The 22,010-nt window shown below is 38.8% G+C and carries 19 protein-coding genes and 1 other annotated feature; of the genes, 12 read left to right on the forward strand and 7 right to left on the reverse strand.

Going from position 1 to position 22,010, the window contains the following annotated elements; all coding sequences use genetic code 11:
• Positions 1 to 129: 129 nt before the first annotated feature.
• From HMPREF3182_RS06325 to HMPREF3182_RS06335, 3 genes are read right to left on the reverse strand one after another with little or no spacing between them, the layout of a single operon-like run.
• Positions 130 to 1,524: a vWA domain-containing protein gene (locus HMPREF3182_RS06325; RefSeq protein WP_062486298.1), complete on the reverse strand. Its 1,395-nt coding sequence runs from the start codon at positions 1,522 to 1,524 to the stop codon at positions 130 to 132.
• A gap of 4 nt (positions 1,525 to 1,528) precedes the next feature.
• A complete protein-coding gene (locus HMPREF3182_RS06330) occupies positions 1,529 to 2,641 on the reverse strand; it encodes an AAA family ATPase (protein WP_062486301.1) in 1,113 nt (370 codons plus the stop codon).
• Between the two features lie 9 nt (positions 2,642 to 2,650).
• A complete protein-coding gene (locus HMPREF3182_RS06335) occupies positions 2,651 to 3,472 on the reverse strand; it encodes a hypothetical protein (RefSeq protein WP_062486303.1) in 822 nt (273 codons plus the stop codon).
• Positions 3,473 to 3,786: 314 nt separating this feature from the next.
• On the opposite strand from HMPREF3182_RS06335, the gene HMPREF3182_RS06340 reads away from it, so the two are divergent.
• Complete coding sequence (locus HMPREF3182_RS06340; protein ID WP_062486306.1) at positions 3,787 to 5,163, forward strand: YadA-like family protein; 1,377 nt, start codon at positions 3,787 to 3,789, stop codon at positions 5,161 to 5,163.
• 55 nt (positions 5,164 to 5,218) lie between these two features.
• Here HMPREF3182_RS06340 and hcp read toward each other — a convergent pair whose 3' ends face one another.
• The gene (hcp, locus tag HMPREF3182_RS06345; protein ID WP_062486309.1) at positions 5,219 to 6,787 is read right to left on the reverse strand and encodes a hydroxylamine reductase; all 1,569 of its coding nucleotides are present in this window, start codon (positions 6,785 to 6,787) and stop codon (positions 5,219 to 5,221) included.
• Between the two features lie 261 nt (positions 6,788 to 7,048).
• On the opposite strand from hcp, the gene HMPREF3182_RS06350 reads away from it, so the two are divergent.
• Both HMPREF3182_RS06350 and HMPREF3182_RS06355 read left to right on the forward strand, forming a co-directional pair.
• Entirely contained in the window at positions 7,049 to 7,522 is a 474-nt protein-coding gene (locus HMPREF3182_RS06350) for a peptidylprolyl isomerase (protein WP_007393316.1), read from the forward strand.
• Positions 7,522 to 7,767, forward strand: a complete 246-nt coding sequence (locus tag HMPREF3182_RS06355) for a GIY-YIG nuclease family protein (protein ID WP_007393318.1) — start codon at positions 7,522 to 7,524, stop codon at positions 7,765 to 7,767. The genes HMPREF3182_RS06350 and HMPREF3182_RS06355 overlap by 1 nt, the downstream gene beginning before the upstream one ends.
• A gap of 58 nt (positions 7,768 to 7,825) precedes the next feature.
• Here the strand turns inward: HMPREF3182_RS06355 and HMPREF3182_RS06360 are convergent, their stop codons facing one another.
• On the reverse strand, positions 7,826 to 8,773 hold the full coding sequence (locus tag HMPREF3182_RS06360; RefSeq protein ID WP_062486312.1) for a sugar-binding transcriptional regulator: 948 nt from the start codon (positions 8,771 to 8,773) through the stop codon (positions 7,826 to 7,828).
• Positions 8,774 to 9,080: 307 nt separating this feature from the next.
• On the opposite strand from HMPREF3182_RS06360, the gene glpK reads away from it, so the two are divergent.
• The 5 genes from glpK (at position 9,081) to HMPREF3182_RS06385 (ending at position 14,657) form a co-directional block, all read left to right on the forward strand.
• Positions 9,081 to 10,583 carry a glycerol kinase GlpK gene (gene glpK, locus HMPREF3182_RS06365; RefSeq protein ID WP_062486316.1) on the forward strand — a complete coding sequence of 501 codons (1,503 nt, stop codon included), beginning with the start codon at positions 9,081 to 9,083 and terminating at the stop codon, positions 10,581 to 10,583.
• Positions 10,584 to 10,642: 59 nt separating this feature from the next.
• Positions 10,643 to 11,371: an MIP/aquaporin family protein gene (locus tag HMPREF3182_RS06370; protein WP_062486319.1), complete on the forward strand. Its 729-nt coding sequence runs from the start codon at positions 10,643 to 10,645 to the stop codon at positions 11,369 to 11,371.
• A 175-nt stretch (positions 11,372 to 11,546) separates the two neighbouring features.
• Complete coding sequence (locus HMPREF3182_RS06375) at positions 11,547 to 13,013, forward strand: NAD(P)/FAD-dependent oxidoreductase (RefSeq protein WP_062486322.1); 1,467 nt, start codon at positions 11,547 to 11,549, stop codon at positions 13,011 to 13,013.
• Positions 13,013 to 14,281: an NAD(P)/FAD-dependent oxidoreductase gene (locus HMPREF3182_RS06380; protein WP_062486326.1), complete on the forward strand. Its 1,269-nt coding sequence runs from the start codon at positions 13,013 to 13,015 to the stop codon at positions 14,279 to 14,281. The genes HMPREF3182_RS06375 and HMPREF3182_RS06380 overlap by 1 nt, the downstream gene beginning before the upstream one ends.
• A gap of 1 nt (position 14,282) precedes the next feature.
• On the forward strand, positions 14,283 to 14,657 hold the full coding sequence (locus tag HMPREF3182_RS06385) for a DUF1667 domain-containing protein (RefSeq protein ID WP_007393331.1): 375 nt from the start codon (positions 14,283 to 14,285) through the stop codon (positions 14,655 to 14,657).
• A 97-nt stretch (positions 14,658 to 14,754) separates the two neighbouring features.
• Here HMPREF3182_RS06385 and cysK read toward each other — a convergent pair whose 3' ends face one another.
• A complete protein-coding gene (gene cysK, locus HMPREF3182_RS06390) occupies positions 14,755 to 15,684 on the reverse strand; it encodes a cysteine synthase A (protein ID WP_062486329.1) in 930 nt (309 codons plus the stop codon).
• 114 nt (positions 15,685 to 15,798) lie between these two features.
• Positions 15,799 to 16,497, reverse strand: coding sequence for a serine O-acetyltransferase (gene cysE / locus HMPREF3182_RS06395; RefSeq protein ID WP_062486330.1), 699 nt, complete (start codon positions 16,495 to 16,497; stop codon positions 15,799 to 15,801).
• A gap of 44 nt (positions 16,498 to 16,541) precedes the next feature.
• Positions 16,542 to 16,808 (reverse strand) — a binding site (T-box leader).
• 503 nt (positions 16,809 to 17,311) lie between these two features.
• Here cysE and HMPREF3182_RS06400 point away from each other — a divergent pair.
• Genes HMPREF3182_RS06400 through HMPREF3182_RS06415 form a run of 4 tightly spaced genes read left to right on the forward strand, consistent with a single transcriptional unit; the run spans position 17,312 to position 22,006 of the window.
• The gene (locus HMPREF3182_RS06400; protein WP_062486333.1) at positions 17,312 to 17,857 is read left to right on the forward strand and encodes a LutC/YkgG family protein; all 546 of its coding nucleotides are present in this window, start codon (positions 17,312 to 17,314) and stop codon (positions 17,855 to 17,857) included.
• 15 nt (positions 17,858 to 17,872) lie between these two features.
• Positions 17,873 to 20,035 (forward strand): L-lactate dehydrogenase (quinone) large subunit LdhH, encoded by a 2,163-nt coding sequence (gene ldhH, locus HMPREF3182_RS06405; RefSeq protein WP_062486337.1) that lies wholly within the window; start codon positions 17,873 to 17,875, stop codon positions 20,033 to 20,035.
• Positions 20,036 to 20,063: 28 nt separating this feature from the next.
• The gene (locus tag HMPREF3182_RS06410; protein WP_062486340.1) at positions 20,064 to 21,092 is read left to right on the forward strand and encodes a polyprenyl synthetase family protein; all 1,029 of its coding nucleotides are present in this window, start codon (positions 20,064 to 20,066) and stop codon (positions 21,090 to 21,092) included.
• Positions 21,089 to 22,006 (forward strand): prenyltransferase, encoded by a 918-nt coding sequence (locus HMPREF3182_RS06415; RefSeq protein ID WP_062486343.1) that lies wholly within the window; start codon positions 21,089 to 21,091, stop codon positions 22,004 to 22,006. The genes HMPREF3182_RS06410 and HMPREF3182_RS06415 overlap by 4 nt, the downstream gene beginning before the upstream one ends.
• The last annotated feature ends 4 nt before the right edge of the window (positions 22,007 to 22,010 follow it).

Raw genomic sequence — 22,010 nt, forward strand, 5'->3', positions numbered from 1 at the left:
GATGTCGGCAGTTCGATCCTGTCATCGCCCACCAAAAAAAAGAACTTCTCTTTGTATAATATAAGAGAAGTTCTTTTTTATATCTGTTTAGTTCGGTTTCATTAGAACAAGAAAGCAGATTAGTCTAGTTTATAATAACATTTTTTCTTGATTATTCATGGAATAGCCGCCTCTTTCTACGTTATAAAACATCAGATCGGGATCTTGTTTTTTTTGTGGTGCAAGATGTTTTACTATGCCGTGCGTAGGTGTCACGGATAAAGAAGCTCCCGTCAATACCCAAAGCACTTTATATCTTTGGGGGGTGACGGACAGTGTTTTTTCGCCTTTGCCGTCTGTAAAATAAATTAAAACATCTATATTATGTTGATTGGCATACGAAAAAACGGGAGAAAATAATGTACCTCCACGAGCTTCTGGTCGTTCTTGGACATCTTTTATGGTCTGTAAAGGATAGACACAGCGAATGTTATCATCACATTCAATGATAGTGATTTTATGTTTGAAATTTTTTAATATTTCAATTATTTCTACTAGTGCCTGTTTAAATTCTTCATCACTAATGCTACCGCTAATATCTAATGCAATTAATAAGCGAGCAGTGTGATGACGTAATTTTCCACGCAGATCTAAGCGATGTGGTTGTCTACGATCTAAGCGTGTCGTGGTTTTTTTTCGTTCGGCAGCGATAGAACCGACAAATTTTTTTACATAAAAACTCCAAGGAAGAGAAGAGGCTTCCTGTTCTAATTTATTTAATATATTCGTTAGATACGTGGGTGGATTTCCTTTTAATGCGGCTTTGATATATTTTTCGGTAAATTTTTGTAACGTTGAACTATCTAAGGTATCGGATTCTTCCCAGATATCATGTGTTTTTTCTGGATTAAATTGCAATTGGAGGGGGGCGTTTTCGATATCTCCCTCATATGAAGGCATTTCCGTTTGATTATCTAAGGCGGATTGAATTTTTTCTACATAATATTCAAAGGTTTCAAAAGGTGGCAAAAAAAGTCCTAACTGCGTATTCAACCATTGTAAGGTAATGGCATTAGGGGGAACATGCTTTATATACATATTGGCAATAACATCCATAGCCATATTGATAGCTAATTTGCTATACATATTTTTTACATCTTTGGCACGAATCAAATGGAGGGAAACAATATGGAAAATATCATGTTTAATTGCATCTTTCATCTGATCTTCGGTTAAAGGGAGATATAAAAATGGATTAAAATATAATACATAGGCAGCACTTTTAAAATTTACCGCTGTAGGTGATGCAATGTCAAAACGAAGAGATTTTTTCATTTGAAAAGAAAAGAAGCCAAAAAAGTTATCATCATTTTCCATTAAACCTAAAATCACATGATCGATTAACTTGAAAAAATCTAGCGTGAAAGAATTGGGCATGTGAAATGGCGTGGTTTGATGGTTAGGTGAAGCGATATACTCTTCATAATTTTCTTTTAGTTCTTCGTATAAGAGAAATGCTGTTTTCTCGATTGTTGTATGCTGCATGGTTTTATACCTGACAATATGCTTTAAAATATAAGTTTACAAAAGATTCTTCATTTAATACTTGTTGATATATATGAGGCGTATTGAAACGCATATCTTTCATCATACCAATCATTAGATCAACGGGATACATAGCAAGTAGTGAGATGATTCGCTTTATTTGATAAGCTGTTAGAGGAGTGTCCGTAGTGGTATCTTTTTCTAAACGCATAAAGATATTTTTGGCAGTTAAATAAAGTCGCGTGTGGCTTTCTTTTTGAATGCGAAGTTGTAATTGCGTATCATCAGGAGAGCCTTCAAAAATATCATTATACGTTAATAATGGAAGGTGATCAGATTCGATGAAATGGGTAAATTCTTCGGCGATAACTTTTCCTACATTACCGCGGATGACATTAAAAAATACGGATTTGGAAATGGTTTGTTTTTTTTCTTTGTATATTTTATATGCTTTGGAAATTCGTTCATAACTACGGGGCGTAGCATGGATATCATCTTCATGATGCTGATTGAGATAATCGGGAAAGGTGGCGATAAATTCGCGCACTTCTGGTTCGATACCGGCTGTTTCTGCCCAATCTAACCACTGGGCGTAATCGGGCTCCATGTATAACCAGACAAATCTATTTTGCTGTGCTAAATCCATATTGACCGTTTCGTAATCATAGGAGTCACTAGGATTCATTGCGGCAATAATGCGGACGTCTGGATGTAAATGATATCCATTGATTTCTTTATTTAAAATCAAGTTCATCAATTCTTGTTGGACTGCATGTTCACAGCGATTAATTTCATCAATAAAAAGTAATACCGTACGTTGGTTAGCAATTTCTTCATCAATCGCTCGTAAGGTGTGGTGAATTGCATAGGTTGTTGTTGTTTCCTTGACAGATTTCCCGGCCGCATTTAGTCGCGTATATGTTGTAATGGTAGGTAAGCCGCCTATTTCACCTTCTTTTAATAAATTGCCATCAATAACAAGCAAAGACCAGTCATTTTTTTTGGCTACATCAGAAGCCAGGGCGGTTTTGCCGATTCCCGTATCGCCTACAAGCAGGGGCACGTCACGGGCAGCTAAGATAAGTTCTACACTTTGTAAGGTTTCCTTAAAGTTCATAATGTACCTCTATTTAATGGATAATTTTTCATCTACGGTAATTTGTTTGGCTTTTTTACTTCCATAATCATAAATAAATTGCAATTTATTCATAGGGCAGACATCGCCATTCTTATCGAAAGCATGACAATTTATAAAATTTCGGATATACGTTTCATCGACAGTTTCCTGGCTGATGACTTCGCGTAATAAATCACCCCATTCTTTTTCGCTAAATACGATATGTGGGGGTAGATATTTTACACTTAAGATATTTAATTGTAAATATTCACGAGCATCTGCTTTGGTGATTTTTCGCAATAGAGGAAGTGCACGCTCGCTTTTTTTTACGGCTAAGCAACATGCTTCATGGGTGGGATGCTCTACATATCGCAATGCTTCGTAGTTTTTTTCAATAGCTATTTGCTGCACTTCTGGTGCAGGATTGGCGATAAACTTGATGGCATCATAATTTTTCTTTACAGCTAATAATTGTAATTCTAACGAAGGATTTTTGATATATTGAATTGCCCAGCCTGATTCTTGTAAGGCAAGCCGAATTAGTTGGGGTGAAGGATTTTGAATATATTCCAAATTATTCCAACCACGTTTAATGGCTTTAATTAATAATTCGGGTGATGGATCGGTAATATATTGAATCGCCTTTGGTGCATTTTCTATAGCTAACGTCTGGATTTCTAACGAAGGAGATTCGATATATTGTAAAAGCTGTCCGTTTTCTTGCACTGCAATACGTTTCATTTCTTCCGTCGGCTCAACAATATTTTTTATAGCATAGGGATTTAAATGAAGCATTTTTATATATTTTTTTATTTCTTTTTCTGTATACATGATAGCATCCTTTATTTATGCGTACGTACTTATTAATCGTATAGAGTTATTATAGCATAAGTAAGTAAAAGGGAATACTAATAATAACCATTTTTTATTAATAAAGAATGGTTTGCTTGAAGATTATCAGTAAAATATTTCGCTGATGCGTTTAATTAATGCATACTATCATATATATATATAACTAATTAAAAAAATAAATAAACGGTATAATAAAAAAGATTAAAAAAAATGAATTTATTATTGACAATCATTATCTAGTATTGTATATTTCATTTGTCTTAACAAAAAAATAATAGGAGATGATGGGGGTCATGAAAGGAAGAACATCTATTGCAGCAGTTATGGCTGCAACTATGGTATTAGGAAGTGTAGCATTTGCAGCTAATGCGGTTGATATTTCACCCAATGCAACCGTTGTTATGGGATATCCAGCAAGTAAAACGAAGGAACATCACACACAATTTGCGACAAAAACGACAACGTCTGTTGATGTAGTAGCAGGAGCAAGTGTCCTTCTTGATGCACATCCCGTAAAAGACGAAGAAGGAAAAACGCCAGATTATCCATATGGACCTAAATTGAATCAAAAGGGAGAAGTAGTAGGATGGCAGGGACCTGGAAATTTATCTTCTGCGCTATTACCTAAAGACGAGGCATATGATGTAGCACGCGTTACGATTCATTATACCCGTACTGGGTTTGGGACGAATGCTATTGCTGCAGGTGATGGTACGGCTATAGGGGCGAATACGATTGCTTTTGGTAAGGGTGCAACTACATTAGGGATGAATGCTCGTACAGGATATATGTTACCCGATTCGTATGCGAATGAAAAGGAGTTAAAACATGGTTTGCATTTTGAGAAAAGTGATCATGCAACGGCAGTAGGTACAAATTCCACTGGATTTGGTACAAATTCTACGGCTATTGGTGCAGATGCAAGTACGGGTTGGATTGAAGTGGCCCCAAGGGGGAAGGGCTATAGTGATATGTCTGTAGATCCGTATAAAAATAAAGACGAAGATTTGCTATTAACCGATCCTAAGAGTAAATATCGAGGAGTAATTACAGGTGATAAACTTAAAGAATTAGTGACGAAAGATACTACGGTAAAAATGCATGCTTATGACAATGCGACAGCGGTAGGGACTAACGCAAAAGTTCGTGCAAATAACAGTGTTGCTTTAGGTGTAAATAGTGTTGCTGTTGAAGAAAATACTGTATCGGTTGGTAATAATACGTTAAATCGTCGTTTGGTTAATGTTAAAGACGGTAGATGGGAAGCCGATTCTCATGATGGTGCAACGACAGGACAAGTATATAAGGAAATGGGAAAAACGGGTGCTTTATCAGCCGCTTTAGCAGGGTTACATCCTATGGCTAATATGACGCAAGGAATGGAAATTGCGGCAGCCTTAGGTACTTATAATGGAAAAACAGCGGTGGCTTTAGGTGGTTTTTATCATAAAAAGTCTAATATGCAAATTTCTTGGGGGGCATCTACTGTTTTTTCGGGACATCTTGCAGCTAATGTAGGCGTTACCTATCATGTAGGTACTTCTACAGCCAAGGTAGGAACGATGTCATCCATAGAAGAACAAGTGGCTATGTTATCTCAAAAGGTTAATGAATTAGCAAGAGAAAATCAACAATTGCGTCAACAAGTAAATGCATTGATGGCAAAATAACGTATAAAGAAAAAAGCTGTATCTATGGATACAGCTTTTTTTGTCATCAGGTATCTTATTGAGGTAAAATAGTAGCTAAATCTTTTTCGGGAGTACTGATGGGAGATATATGATAATGTTTTACTAAATATTGTAAAATATTAGGGGAAATAAAAGCGGGTAATGAAGGTCCTAAATAGATATTTTTTACACCTAGATATAGTAATGTAAGTAGAATGCATACTGCCTTTTGTTCATACCAAGATAGTATGAGGGTGAGAGGTAAGTCATTTACAGAGCAATGGAATGCGTCACTTAAGGCAAGGGCTACCTTAATAGCACTATATGCATCGTTACATTGCCCCATATCCATTAAACGAGGAAGGCCGCCAATCGTACCCAGATTTAGATCGTTAAAGCGATATTTGCCACAAGCTAAGGTCAGGATAAGTGTATCTGAGGGAGCTTTTTTTACAAATTCGGTATAATAATTACGGCCTGGTTTGGCACCATCACATCCACCTACAAGGAAAATATGGCGTATTACATTATCTTGAATTGCTTGAATACATGTGTCCGCAACAGAAAGTACGGTTTGGTGACCGAACCCTGTTTGGACAGACGTGCCACCATTGATACCTGTAAAATGTTGAGATTCTGTATAGCCACCTAGAGTGATGGCTTTTTTTATTACGGGAGAAAAGTCGTTTGATGCATCGATATGAGTAATATCCGCATAGCCAACTACAGCTGTTGTAAAAACACGATCGGCATAAGATGGACGAGGGGGCATTAAGCAGTTTGTTGTGAATAATATAGCCCCAGGGAGATTGGCAAATTCTTGTTGTTGGTTTTGCCAAGCTGTGCCGAAATTCCCTTTTAAGTGGGTGTATTTTTTTAATTGAGGATAAGCATGGGCGGGTAACATTTCGCCGTGCGTATATACAGAAACCCCCGTACCTTCTGTTTGTTTTAGTAAGCATTCTAATGTTTTTAAGTCATGACCCGTTACCACAATAAATGGTCCGGGATCAACCGTTAATGGTACGGAAACTGGAGAAGGCGTTCCATAGGTACTAGTGTTAGCGGTATCGAGCATCTCCATACACGTTAAGTTTGCTTTGCCAACATTCATGATTAGGGAAAGCCATTCATCTATGGTATGATTGTCTTTTAATGCGGACAGACCTTCTATAATACACGTGTTTACGTCGTCATTTTTATAGCCCAATGCATAGGCATGGTGGGCATAAGCAGCCATACCTCTTAAACCAAAAAGTAGCAATGATTTTAAGGAACGAATATCTTCTTGATCGGCCCAAAGTAATTGCAGATCATAATCGTGTGAGGGAGAACCGCCTTCGTGTTGGATACGGTCATGAACTAGTTGAATTAGTTCATGAAAGGACGCGGCTTCAAAATTGACATTGGTCATGGTTGCAAATAAGCCATCAATAAAGAGCGGACAGACTTCAGAGAAGGTAGATTTTTCTAAGTAAATAGTGGCCAAATTGATAAGTGCTCCTGTGAGTTCGTCTTGTAAGTGTGCAACTGCATCATTTTTTCCACAATTTCCCTTAGCTTGCGAGCAATATAATCCTTTATTGGTTTGTTCACATTGAAAGCAAAACATTTGTTGTGTCATTATAAACCTCCTAATGGTTGTGAAATATAGTAATTTTTTGGTGTATGCGTATAGTATAGGAGAACATATTTTTTTTAGCTGTTGGAATTACAACGAAATAAAAAAAATCACCCTTTAGTTTGAGGTGATCGGAGAGATAAAGTGGATATGGAGTTATGATATACGTTTTTATGGATTGGATGTATAGTGCAATCTTGCTATTGTGGGGGTTCTCCTGTATGATAGAGAATAATATATAGAAATTTAAGGAGAGTGTGAGTTATGGAAAGTAAAGTGTTGGCTGTTTTTAAAACGAATTGTGGTGAATTTACGGTAGAATTATATTCTAAGCAAGCTCCGATTACGGTAAAAAATTTTATTTCATTAGCTACGGCAGGTTTTTATAATAATACTATTTTTCATCGTGTTATCGCGGATTTTATGATCCAGGGTGGCGATCCAGAAGGAACTGGTTTTGGTGGATCAAAAGAAACGATTCCCGATGAGTTCGCACCGGGATTAGATTTTAATGAACCGGGTGTATTGGCAATGGCCAATGCAGGCCCGAATACAGGAAGTTCTCAATTTTTTGTTACGGTAGCACCGACACCATGGCTTTTACGGCATCATTCTATTTTTGGTAAAGTCGTAGAAAATTATGATATTGTCGAATTAATTAGTAAAACGCCAACGGATGGTTTAGATAAACCGATAGAAACGGTTGTTCTGGAACAAGTAGAAATCATAAATAAATAATGTACTATACATATATGGTGCGTTGTGCCGATGATTCGTTATATACGGGGTGGACGGTGGATATAGAAAAGCGATTAAAGGCACATAATGAAGGTCGCGGTGCTAAATATACCCGTGCACGTAGACCTGTTGTCATTGCTTGGGTGCAGTCTTTTCCGACAAAACAGTTAGCGATGCAGTGGGAATGGAAAATCAAGCATTTTACAAAAGAAGAAAAAGAAAGACTTTGTACTATGAAGAAATAAAAAAAAGGAAGTTATTATCATGTTTCACATGAGGATAACTTCCTTTTTTTAGATGGGGTTATTTTGTCGTTCTTTCTAATAAACGTTGGGCTGTAAAGCGATCTGTAATGAGGACATTGGCATAATGTCCTCGCAAAGCCGCTAAGATGCCGTCTAGTTTGGCTTTCCCTCCTGCGAGAAGAATGCTATATTCTTTATGGCGCAAACAATTTAAATCAATACCTACCGTTCGTGCATCTAACTCTAGATCAGCAATATTGCCTTCCATGGTAAAAAAATGCGAACAAATATCACCGACAGCATGTTTTTTTAAAAAAGATTTTTCTTCTTCATCAGCATAGCCTAAACGGAAAAATAAGGCTGTATCGCGTACAGTGCCAACACTAAATAAAGCAATATTGGCATTTTTTCCTAATTCTAGCACGCGATGGATATGTCTATCTTGATATACCATGTTGCGTACTTCTTTAGAATCGAAAAGGACGGGCAAAGGTAGTGATTGAGCAACGGTTTTGTAATTGGAAGCAAAGCGTTCTAATACCTCTGTAGCATATGTTTCACTAGCAGATAGAGTAATACCCCCTTCTAATTGGACAATTTGAGCACCTTTTAATTCATGAGGGGTTAATGAATGTGATAAATAATGCATGGTTGTACCCCAACCAACGCCGATAATATCGCCATCTTTTACAATCGAACTTAAATACTCAGCCCCTTTTCTGCCGATATAGCGTTTAATATCTTCTTCATTTTCAATCGGAGCATTGGCAATGATGACTCGTTTTAATTCGTAAGCGTGTGCTAATTTGCGTGATAAATGGCTTTGATCTTCGATGGGATCAAAGATTTCAATGCGAACGAATCCCTGGTCCTTGGCATATTGTAATAAGCGTGAAACAGAGGGACGAGAAATCTGTAATTCTTGTGCTATATCAGCTTGACTGAAATCGGATTGGTAATATAGTTTTGCGGCACTGATTGCTAATTTATTTTTGTCTTTTGTCATAATGTAGTTCCTATCTATAAATAAATTATTGACTATTATCTTTATTATCTATGTAAATATAGATTTTTGCAAGTATATATTGAAAAAATGTTCAAAAAATATTCATTAATTATGATAAATAAGATGTAGATATGATGAAAATAATCTAGAATGCGTTAAAAGAATTGTTTTTTTTAAATTATACAGTAAATGCAATTTTGTAAAATATAGGTTGCCAAAAACGTATTTACTATTTTATAATTATACTATAAAAAAGTTGCGGATATAAGCAAAACGTTGTTTATATACAAGATAAGGAGGCATTTTTATGGCTAAAAACTATGTTATGGCATTAGATGCAGGAACGACTAGTAATCGCGCGATTATTTTTGATAAGGATTCGCATATTGTGAGCGTGTGTCAAAAAGAGTTTACGCAATATTTTCCCCAAGCAGGATGGGTAGAACATGATGCAAATGAAATTTACCATACCATGGTAGAGGTTATGAAAGGTGCTCTAGAACAATCGGGATTAACGGCGTCGGATATTGCGGCGATAGGGATAACCAACCAGCGTGAAACAACCGTAGTTTGGGATAAAAATACGGGTTGCCCCATATATAATGCGATTGTGTGGCAATCAAGACAGACCGCTGGAATTTGCGAAGAATTAAAAAGACAAGGATTGGTAGAAGAATTTAAGAATAAAACAGGATTACTTATTGATGCGTATTTTTCAGGGACCAAGGTAAAATGGATTTTAGACCAAGTAGAAGGTGCAAGAGAAAAGGCTTCGAAAGACGAGTTGCTGTTTGGAACAATTGATTCTTGGCTCATCTGGAAATTAACAGGTAATAAGGTGCATGTAACGGATTATTCAAATGCTTCCAGAACATTGATGTTTAATATTAACACGCTTCAATGGGATGAAGATTTATTGCGGTATTTGACTGTACCTAAAACGATGTTACCAGAAGTACGTCCGTCAAGTGCGGTGTATGGGGAAACGGTATCCTCTATTTTAGGGGTTCCCGTTACGATTTCCGGTGCAGCAGGGGATCAGCAAGCTGCTTTGTTCGGACAGAATTGTTTTTCACCAGGCATGGCAAAAAACACCTATGGCACGGGTTGCTTTATGTTAATGCATACGGGTGACAAACCTATTTCATCTAAAAATGGATTGGTTACAACCATTGCTTGGGGTTTAGAAGGTAAAGTAGAATATGCATTAGAAGGCTCTATCTTTGTGGCAGGTTCGGCTATTCAGTGGCTGCGTGATGGTTTGCGATTGATTGATACGGCTCCTGACTCTGAATGGGTGGCTAAGCGTGTTCCTGATTCTGATGGCGTATATGTGGTTCCCGCTTTTGTTGGATTAGGCGCTCCTTATTGGGATATGAATGCTCGTGGCATGATTATTGGATTAACGCGGGGAACGACAAAAGCACATATTGTCCGTGCTACGTTGGATTCTATGGCATATCAAACGAAAGATGTATTAGGTGCGATGGAAGCGGATTCAGGTATCAAATTAGCCGAATTAAGAGTAGACGGAGGTGCCGTAGCTAATAATATGCTTATGCAGTTCCAAGCAGATATTTTAGGTGTACCCGTAGAACGGCCACAAGTTATAGAAACAACGGCGTTGGGTGCGGCTTATCTAGCAGGCTTGGCTGTTGGTGTATGGGACTCTAAAGAAGAATTGAAACAGCGGTGGAAATTACAAAATCGTTTTGAACCAACGATGCAACCAGTTAAAGCGGCTTCGTATTATAAGGGATGGCGAAAAGCTGTACGGCATGCACAAAATTGGTTGGGAGAAGAAGAATAATAGTGAACAACTATTTTCGAGGAGAAATATAAAACCATTAAAAAAAAGGAGGATTGCACATGGACAACTTAATTGGAGAGTTTTTTGGTACAATGGTCTTACTCGTATTTGGATGTGGCGTGTGTGCATGCAATACGTTGGCCAAGTCAAAAGGACAAGGCGGTGGGTGGATTTGCATCACCGCAGGATGGGGATTTGCTGTTACGTTGGGGGTTTTTACTGCCACTACCTTGGGAGCACCGCAGGGAGATTTAAATCCAGCTGTTACATTGGGTAAATGCTTATTAGGTATTTATACGGTACCACAATTTTTAGCTACATCAGTAGTGCAAATTTTAGGTGGCATATGTGGGGCTGCAATTGTATGGTTAGCGTATTTACCGCACTGGCGTGAAACGGAAGATCAAGGTGCAAAATTGGGAATCTTTTGCACAGCACCAGCTATTCGTCATTATTCTTTAAATTTTTTATGCGAAGTAATTGCCTCATTTTTCCTTATGTTTGTGATTTGGATGATCTTTTCAGCAAAAGTAGGATCTATTCCTGCTGGGATGGGACCATATATTGTAGGAATTTTAATTTGGGCGATAGGAATGAGTCTAGGCGGACCGACTGGTTATGCCATAAATCCTGCTCGAGATTTAGGCCCACGGTTGGCACATTTTATTTTACCGATTGCGGGGAAAGGAAAATCTGATTGGGCCTATGCATGGGTGCCTGTTTTTGCTCCGCTTGTCGGTGTAGGAATTGCTTATATCGTTGTAGCAGCATTAGGCGTATTCTTATAGTAAGTAATTATGAATCATATATAAAAAGCGGTCTTTGAAGATCGCTTTTTTATATATGATTTATTTATATCATTTGGGAAATTTTGTAAAACCTTAGTTGCAAATAGGTTCATAGACGGTTATAATGAAACTGAAATTATATGCCTGTATTAGATAAAGAAAGAGGTAGGGGATTATGATAAAACAAGCTGATGTGGTGGTTATTGGCGGAGGAATCACCGGAACGGCGATATTGTATGAATTGGCAAAATATGATATACAAGCAGTTTTAGTAGAAGCGGAGCCCGAATTAGCCGCGGGTACAACTAAGGCGAATAGTGCTATTTTACATGCGGGATTTGACGCACCTACGGGCAGTTTAAAGGCGCAGATGAATGTACAAGGCAATGCATTATACCATGAATTGCAAGATGTATTAGACTTAGAAATTCGTTGGACTGGATCATATGTAGCGGCATTAGATGATGAACAAGAAGCCGTTATACAGGAGTTGTTGGTGCGTGGACAACAAAATGGTGTGCCAGGGCTTGAGATTATCGATGGGGATACGATGAGAAAAGCGGAACCTAATGTTAGTAAAGATATTCGTTCGGCCTTATGGGCACCAACGGCAGGCATTTGTTGGCCCTTTGGATTGGCTATGGCTTTTGCTGAAAATGCCGTATGTAATGGTGCTACGGTTATTCGCGATTGTGCCGTAACGGATATTTTAGTAGATAACGGAAAAGTTGTGGGCGTCCAAACGGAACAGGGAATAATAGAAACGGCTTATGTTATTAATGCAGCAGGCGTACATGCTGCAGATATTAGTCAGATGGCGGGTGACAATTCTTTTGCTATCTGTCCTCGTAAAGGGGAATATATTCTTTTTGATAAGACCGCACAAAAAGATTTAGTATATTCGCCTATATTCCCTACACCCACTAAAATGGGGAAGGGCATATTGGTATGTGCAACGACCCATGGAAATGTTTTTGTTGGACCGAATGCACAAGATTTAGAAGAAGCGGATAAAGAGGATACGTCGGTAACAATACCTGGGATGGATGATATTTTAAATAAAGCACGGCGATTAGTACCACAATTACCGTTAGGTGCGGTGATTACCGAGTTTGCTGGTGTTCGGGCTGTATCTAGTACGGGAGATTTTGTGTTAGGCCCATCAGTGCAGATAAAAGGACTTATTCAAGCTGCGGGCATACAATCTCCAGGATTAACATCGGCACCAGCGATTGCAAAATATATTGTTCAGCCGCTTGTTATGGAGGTTGGTGCACAGGCAAAAGCACATTATCAAACTAGCAGGCCCAAGCAACCGTGTTTCCGCATGCTCACTGATGTAGAACAACAAGCACTAATTAAGCAAGATCCACGCTATGGACGAGTTATTTGCAGATGTGAAACGATCACGGAAGGGGAAATTGTCGATGCCATTTCTCGTCCTGTAGGAGCACGCACCGTAGATGGGGTGAAACGGAGAACTCGTGCAGGTATGGGCCGTTGCCAAGGTGGATTTTGTGGCCCTCGGGTAACTCAAATTTTGGCACGGGAATTGCAAATTCCTATTACGCAAGTACGAAAAGAAATGCGTGAATCCTATATGTTTTATGATAAACACACGCAGAGCGGAGGGAAAGCATAATGGGCACGGAATTATATGATATTATTATTGTTGGTGGCGGTCCGGCTGGGTTATCGGCTGCATATAGTGCTTGCATGAATGGGGCTAAGAAAATTTTGGTGTTAGAACGAGATCGCGAAGTGGGCGGTATTTTACAACAATGCATTCATAATGGTTTTGGACTGCACCATTTTAAAGAAGAGCTTACTGGACCAGGGTATGCACAACGATGTTATGATTTGGTCAAAGATCGTCCAGAAGTTACCATCATGGTAGATACGATGGTGTTGAATGTGACGACTGAAAAAGTGGTCACTGCCGTTAATCCTACGGAGGGTGTTATTCACGTACAAGGAAAGACCGTTATATTGACGATGGGGTGTCGTGAACGGACGCGAGGTGCTATTCGTATTCCTGGTTATCGTCCAGCCGGCGTATTTACTGCTGGCGCGGCCCAACGTATGGTAAATATGGAAGGGTATTTACCTGGAAAAAAAATCGTTATTTTAGGTAGTGGCGATATCGGTTTAATTATGGCACGTCGCATGACGTTAGAAGGTTGTAAAGTTCAAGCTGTTTTGGAAATATGTCCATTTTCTAATGGCCTTACGAGAAATATGGTACAATGCTTGTACGATTATGACATTCCTTTGTATTTATCGCATACTATTACGGCTGTGCATGGAAAAGATCGGGTGCAGGGGATTACGGCTGCAAAAGTGGACGATAATATGAAGCCTATTGCAGGCACAGCGTTTGATATTGATTGTGATACGTTATTATTATCAGTTGGTTTAATTCCTGAAAATGAATTATCACGTGGGTTAGGATTACAAATGCATCCATTGACGAATGGCCCATTAGTGGATCAACATAGAGAAACGAGCATTCCGGGTATTTTTGCAGCCGGTAATGTCGTTCATGTACATGATTTAGTGGACTTTGTTTCTGAAGAAGCAGAGATTGCAGGAAAGTATGCAGCTTTAAAGGCGGCGGAACAAATGCAGTCGGCTGTAGCAGATGTAGCGATTGAAGCCATTGATGAGGTTCGTACATGTGTGCCACAACATATGAGGGTAACAGCGGAAGGAGAAATGATACGGCTATTTATGCGTGTACGTAAACCAATGAAACAAGTCCGATTGACCGTTAAAAGTGGGGACACAACTTTGTTAACAAAACGTTTGCAAGTTGCTAAACCTAGCGAAATGATTGCCGTTAATATTCCCGCTGCAAAAGCAAGGGGACAGCATGAAAACTGGACGGTTTCCGTAAGGGAGGAGTGCTGAAATGAGTGTAGAAACAAAACAAATGAATTGTATTATGTGTCCGATGGGATGTTTGCTTACGGTTACACTAACAGATGGTGCTGTAACTGATGTCAAGGGAAATACATGTCCTCGGGGAGAGATATATGCCCATCAAGAATTAACGAATCCTCAGCGGATGTTGACATCTACGGTTAGTGTGCAAGGTGGAGTATTGGCCTTACTACCAGTCGTATCAAAAACGACTTTGCCTAAGGGAAAAATATTAGAATGTGCGAATGAATTACGAAATATATCTGTGGAAGCACCTATAAAGACGGGAGATGTCATTGTTTCTAATATTTTAGGACTTGGTGTTGACATTATTGCTAGTCGCGATATGGAAAAAATTGGTTAATTACAAATAAAAAAGACTTGTGTAGGTCTATGATGTAAGTACTTTTTGGACAACGTCCATAAGCACATTACATCACTAAGGCTTCACAAGTCTTTTTTTATATGAAGTTTTCTGTAGTCAAATAGCGATCCCCGTTATCGGGTAAAAATACAATGATTGTTTTATCGCTGTTTTGGGGCAATTTTCCTATTTTTAAGGCCGCATATAAAGCAGCACCACTAGAAATGCCGACAAAAATACCTTCCGTTTTAGTGAAGTTGCGAGCGATATGAAAGGCATCTTCATTGGATACGGTAGTGATAGCATCATAGCTAGTGCGGCATAGTGTTTTGGGAATGAAATTCGCACCCAGACCTTGTATTTTGTGTGGCCCGGCATGCCCTTCTGACAAGAGAGGAGAACTTTCAGGTTCGACGGCAATAATTTGAATCGCTGGATTTTGTTCTTTTAGATAACGACTTATACCAGAAATGGTGCCACCTGTACCGATACCGGCAATAAAATAATGGATTTTTCCTTCCGTATCTTGATAAATTTCAGGGCCCGTTGTTCGATAATGAATTGCGGGATTGGCGGGATTTATAAACTGACCAGGAATAAATGCATGGGGGATAGTTTGTGCTAATTCAGTGGCTTTATCTACAGCACCTTGCATGCCTTTTGTACCATTGGTTAAGACAATTTCAGCACCATAGGCGGCAATTAAATTACGCCGTTCGATGGACATGGTTTCGGGCATGACTAAAATTGCTCGATAGCCTTTGGCGGCAGCAACTGCGGCAAGGGCAATGCCCGTATTGCCACTGGTAGGTTCAATAATCACAGAGTCAGGTGTTAATTTTCCTTCTTGTTCCGCTGTTTGGATCATGGCAAGAGCAATGCGATCTTTGGCTGAACCAGTGGGATTAAAGGACTCTATTTTTACCAGTAAATTTGCACATACTCCTTGTTTTTTATTCCATCGTTGAGGCTGGAATAAAGGTGTATGACCAATAAATTCTAACATAGATGTATAATATGTTGACATGAATATCTCTCCTTTGCGAATGACTAGTAATATATGAAGAAGATATTAATAACATCGAAAATACGAGGAGCGAGCAATGTAATATATCATAAGAAATTCCTTTTTAGTAGAGACTTATACATTTTTTGCATTGTGTGTATAGGATATAGGATTAGGTTTTTCATGCTGTTGTAGCATTTTTTGACGCAACTGTTGGAGCTGTTGCGTTAATGCTTGCAATTCATCTTCTAAAGGATCGGGAAGGTGATCATGTTGTAAGTCAACAGCTGCTTCGCCTGAATGCGGAACGATGGCATTAGGATTTCGTAAGACGATATGCCCAGGGATGCCTACAACGGTTGCATGAGGAGGAACTTCCCGTAAGACAACGGAACCTGCCCCGATTTTTGCACCTTCACCAACGGTAAAGGATCCGAGTACTTTAGCCCCACAGGCGATAACTGCGTAATCACCGATCGTGGGATGGCGTTTTCCTTTTTCTTTGCCCGTACCACCCAGGGTAACGCCTTGATATAAGGTAACATTTTTTCCTATAATGGTTGTTTCACCGATTACCGTTCCCATTCCATGGTCAATGAAAAGTCCTTCACCTAAGATGGCACCAGGATGAATTTCAATACCTGTAAAAAAACGGGAGAATGTAGCGATACAACGAGCGACAACGGGATGATTGTGGATGTATAAAAAGTGACTTACTCGGTGTAGCCAAATGGCATGTAAGCCAGAGTAGCAAAGAACAATTTCGACCTTGCTTTTGGCTGCGGGATCGCGATCTTGAATAACACGGATGTCTTTTTTTAGCGTAGTAAACATAATAATACCTCATTTTGAAATTTGACAACAAAAAACCACCGTCATACAGAGACGGTGGTCCGTGGTTCCACTCTGATTGCAAACATATATTTGCCACTTAAACCTGATAACGGAAAGGATCCGAAATTGCATACTCTTATTCTGCAATCCTGCTCGCAAATGCATTCCATCTATTTAGCGATGGTAAGAGCTTTCAGCCGGTGGCTCTTACTCTCTGTGCTGCTAAAAGTAATGATAAGAGCTTTCAGTCAGTGGCTCTTATTCTCTATACGGTTAAAAATAGATGTACTTCTTTTGGTCATTACATTTTTATCATCATAAAATAATTATACCCTTTTGTCAAGTATGATATAAAAATGATAATAGATATAAAAAAACAAGAAATAAATTTATATACATACAAATATTATAAATAAACCGATAAAGGAGAAAAAAGTCAACATTTGTGCATAAAAAGTATACTCAATCAGGAGTGTTTATTGACAAATGTCATAAATAAGATAGTAATAAACGGTATCAAAAAAGGCTGTTTTCATAAAAAAAATAGAATGTATTTTGTGAAAAATATATGAATATATACTATATATATAAAAAATATATAACTAAAAGTAATAGAAAAGAATAAAATATATGTTTTGCGAAAATTGCGGCAAAATTCCTAAAAGATATAGTAAGAAGAATAGATAGTCATAAAATGTATAACCTAAAAGAATTTTATTCTTGTAGTATATATATAAATTGATATACAATAAAAGCGAATACTTTACTGTAAAGTAACAAGTGTCTTTTTATTTTATAAAAAAGAGGTGTGCATATGGAAAAGGATGTTGTGTATGACGTATTTAAGCAAGGATTAACTAATGTGAATGGAGAATGTCATTTGGCGAAAACGGCAGATTTAGGTAGTGTATTAGCCCGTATTTTCCAAGAAAAAGAAACTTCTTCTGTTTCCGTAGTTGAATCGGAATTATTTAAGGAAGCTGGTGTCGTAGACGCATTAAAGACGGCAGGAATTACGGTTCATACGGATCATTTTAGAAAGTTTGCGCCCGATGACAAAGGCGGCGTTACAGAAGCGGAATATGGAATTGCTAATTTAGGCTCCATTGTGCAATTAAAAGATGATATCGACTGTCGTATTGTTGAAATTGTCTCGGATGTATATGTGGGGGTTATCAAACTGTCACGTATTGTGGATGATTTTGATGCGATGATTGATATCATGTCAGAGTTAAAGCCGTTTCCTCGTTTTGCGGGCGTCATTACTGGACCAAGTAGAACCGCAGATATTGAATGTGTAGGAACTGTAGGCGTGCATGGACCGAGACAGTATTCGGTGGTTGTTATTGAAGATAAGTAAAGGAGGGAATAGGACATGTCAAATGAATTGTTAAAACAAGAAATTGAACGGGCAATGGATAACGCACCATTGCAAAAAGCATTAAAAAACTTTACGGGTGCCTATCCTAAAAATCGTGAACGCGTGTATAAAGGATACGATTTTGAAGAATTAAGAGAACGGGTACATGAAGTAAAATCCTATGCGCGTGATCATATTGATGAAATGATTGCAGAATTTACTAAAAATGCAACGGCTAATGGAGCAAATGTATTTGTAGCACACTCACCACAAGAAGCCTTTGATTATGCACTCAAATTAGCGAAAGACAATAATGTAAAATTGGCTGTTAAATCGAAATCTATGGCTTCAGAAGAAATTCATTTAAATCAAGGGTTTGAAAAAGAAGGTATTCATGCACAAGAAACTGACTTAGGGGAATTTATTAATTCGATTGCCGGTGATAGCCCTTCACATATGGTTATGCCAGCTATTCATTATTCAAAAGAGGATGTAGCTGATTTATTTTCTTCTTATACGAAGCAACCGGAAGAACCAGTTATTGCTAAAGAGGTTAAAACATCGCGGCGTTTAATGCGGCCGAAGTTCTTAGCAGCAGAAATGGGTGTCTCTGGTGCAAATGTAGCCGTTGCGGAAACGGGTTCGTTATTTACGATGACCAATGAAGGTAATGCTCGTATGGTAGGAACATTGCCAAAGATGCATTTATTTATTTTTGGTATTGAAAAATTTGTTGCTAAAATGAGCGATGTTCGTTACATTTTTAAAGTATTGCCTCGTAATGGTACAGCACAAAATATAACTGCGTATTTGTCGGCATATACGGGGGCATCAGATGTTATATTGGATCCGGAAAGCGATGAAAGAGGGCAGAAAAATTTCCATGTCATTATTTTAGATACGCCGGAACGTCGTGAAATTATGGCTAGTGACGAGTACAAAGATATTGCATGTTGCGTACGGTGTGCCGCTTGTCTTAATGTCTGTCCTGCTTTTCGTCTAGTTGGCGGCCATGTGTATGGTGGTAGTATTTATACGGGTGGCATCGGTACCTTGCTAACAAGCTTTTTAAATAATCGTGAAAGAGGGAAAGACATTCAAAATATCTGTTTACAATGTGGTTCTTGTAATACTGTATGCGGTGGTAAATTAGATGTTGCTGGCATGATTTTAAAATTACGGACTAAATTTGCACAAGAAGATGGGTTAAATCCTGTGCATAAATTCTGCTTAGATACCGTAGCTGACAGAAAGTTGTTCCATTCGATGTTGCGTATTGCGTCTGTAGCACAAGGAATGGTTACAGATGGACAACCGATGATTCGTCATTTACCGATGTTTTTATCGGGCTTGACAGAAGGCCGGAGTTTGCCTAGTGTAGCACCTCAACCTTTCCGCGATATTTTACCGACGATTCAACAGAATGTGCCTAATCCGAAAGGCAAAGTGGGTATTTTCACGGGATGCGTATTAGATTTTGTATATGTTGATATTGCTAAGTCTGTTGTTAAAGGATTGAATATGGCGGGATATATAGTTGAAATGCCGTTAGAACAATCTTGCTGTGGTGCACCAGCAACATATATGGGGGACGTTGAAAATACGAAAAAAGCAGCGATCATGAATGTTGAAGCAATGATGTCAGAAAATTACGATTACATCGTTTCCGCTTGCCCAACATGTACACATGCGTTGAGAGAATACAAGGAAATGTTTAAAGACGATCCGGAAATGTTTAAAAAAGCCGAAGAATTAAGTAAAAAGACCTTTGACTTCTCTAAATTAATGTCTATGCTCGGCGGCTTTGAAACCGAAGGCGATGGAAAACCGGTTAAAGTTACCTATCATGATTCTTGTCACATGAAACGTTCTTTAGGTGTTACGGAAGAACAACGTGAATTGTTGAGAAATACGAAGGGCGTTGAATTGATTGAAATGGAAGGCTGCGATAAATGTTGTGGTTTCAGCGGCTCTTATTCTATTAAATATCCAGAAATGTCAGCACCAATTTTAGCTGAAAAAATTAATAATATTGTAAATTCAGGTGCTGATGTGGTCGCTGTTGACTGCCCCGGTTGTATGATGCAAATTCGCGGTGGTTTAGATGCACGAGGATTAGATAATATTAAAGTTAAACATACCGCTGAAATTGTTGTAGAAAAACGCCCAGAAGCATAATGGAAGATGCTGGTAAAGGAGGGGGAGTATGAGAGTAGACTTTAGTGCGATAGAAGCACGTTTACGGCGGTTTTTGCCACCTGTATTAGAAGAGAGACAAAAAAAAGATTTGAATCGAGTTCAATCGTACATCGTACAGTTTACGGAATACTCCTTTGCTGGAACGCAAACTGGAGATGTGTTGCAGGAAGCTGTTTCTTCTCGCGGAAAGATGGTTCGCCCACAGTTAGTACTCATGGCTGGTCGCTTTGGTACGAGTTCTGACATCATTATGGAAAGGTTATATAAAGTAGCCGCTTTAGTGGAAATGACTCATTTAGCATCACTTATTCATGATGATATTGTCGATGATGGAACATTGCGTCGAGGGCGTAGCTCTATACAGCATCAGTATGGAAAAAGTGCAGCTGTATTTGCAGGAGACTTCTTGATGAGTCGGATTACATATTATTTGATGAGAGAAGGCTTCAATAAATCAGGTATGGTACTTGCTAAAGCGGTAGAAGCGATGTGTACTGGAGAAATAACACAAGCTCTATGTAAGTATAAAATGGATCTTACCATAGAAGCGTATTTGCAAAACATTTATGGTAAAACGGCAGCTTTGTTTCGGGCAGCTTGTCATATAGGAGCTATTGAAAGTGGGTGTACGCCAGAAGTTCGGATGAACTTAGAGAAATTAGGCGAAACATTGGGATATATGTTTCAAATGCGGGATGACTTGTTGGATTTTTCACCCGATAATAGGATTATTGGCAAATCATCGCATCAAGATTTTCGAGAAGGAATCTATACGTTACCCGTCTTATACGCCTGTGAAACGAATGAAGGAAAGAAGTGCTTGCATCCTTACATGGAACGGAATGCTACGAGTGGCTTGACGGAAAAAGAGTTACAAGAGATGGAACAACATGTTATGACTTTTGGTGGCATGGAAAAAACATGGCAAACCATTCATGCTTATCAAGAACAGGCGGAATATATTTTAACGACATTACCTGATCGTAATGCGATTGCTCCATTAATGCAGTTAGTACGAAAGCTGGGGAGCTTATGAGCACGCAAGGACGTTTGACTGTAGCTCAAGCTTGGCACTTGGCGGGGCCACCTTCTTGGGTAGCAACGTTGATTCCCGTAGCTTTAGGGGAGGTCTATTGTGTCGTCCAGGGATATCACATTACTTTCATAATGGCGGTTCTTTTAGGAGTGGCGTGTGTTTGTATGCAAGCGGCGGTAAATACCTTTAATGATTACTTTGATTTTCAAAAAGGAAATGACCAAAAAGCAGATTATCTTGTGCAAAATGATGCGGTATTGGTATATGAAAATGTACCGCCGAAGCAAGCACTCTTGTTGGGAATAAGCTTTCTTGTTGGGGCGATGGTGTTAGCATTTCCCTATTTATATAAGGCTGGTATCATACCATGGGTAATTGGTCTAAGCGGCGCCTTGGTGGTATGGCTGTATTCGGGCGGACCTTATCCCATTTCGTATACACCTCTTGGTGAGGTTATTTCCGGAATGGTTATGGGGTGTGGCATCTCCTTAGGTATTGTTGCCGTTGTTACGGGACGGTTAGAATGGCCCGTTGCTTTATGGAGCATACCGATTGTGTTAGGAATTGCGTTAATTATGATGACTAATAACACGTGTGATATGGAGCGAGATAGACAAGTAAACCGACATACACTTCCTTTGGTTTTAGGAAGAAAATGGGCTTATTGGGGCTATCGGTGCGGGGTAGTAATTTGGCTAGTGCTGATGGTTGTCTGGAGTTGGTCATATGTAGGAATGAGAAGTGGTTTCTTATTATTACTTTATATAGTATTGGGAAAACCGATCCTTGTACCATTATTTTGTACTCCTCTAACACCGTTGCATCGCATTAAGCTCATGAAAGATATCGTACAAGCAAACTTCATTTATGGCGGTACGTATGTGGCATTATTAGCATTAATGATTTGTAGGTGAGGAT

This window comes from Megasphaera hutchinsoni (genome assembly GCF_001553405.1).
Taxonomy (GTDB): domain Bacteria; phylum Bacillota; class Negativicutes; order Veillonellales; family Megasphaeraceae; genus Megasphaera; species Megasphaera hutchinsoni.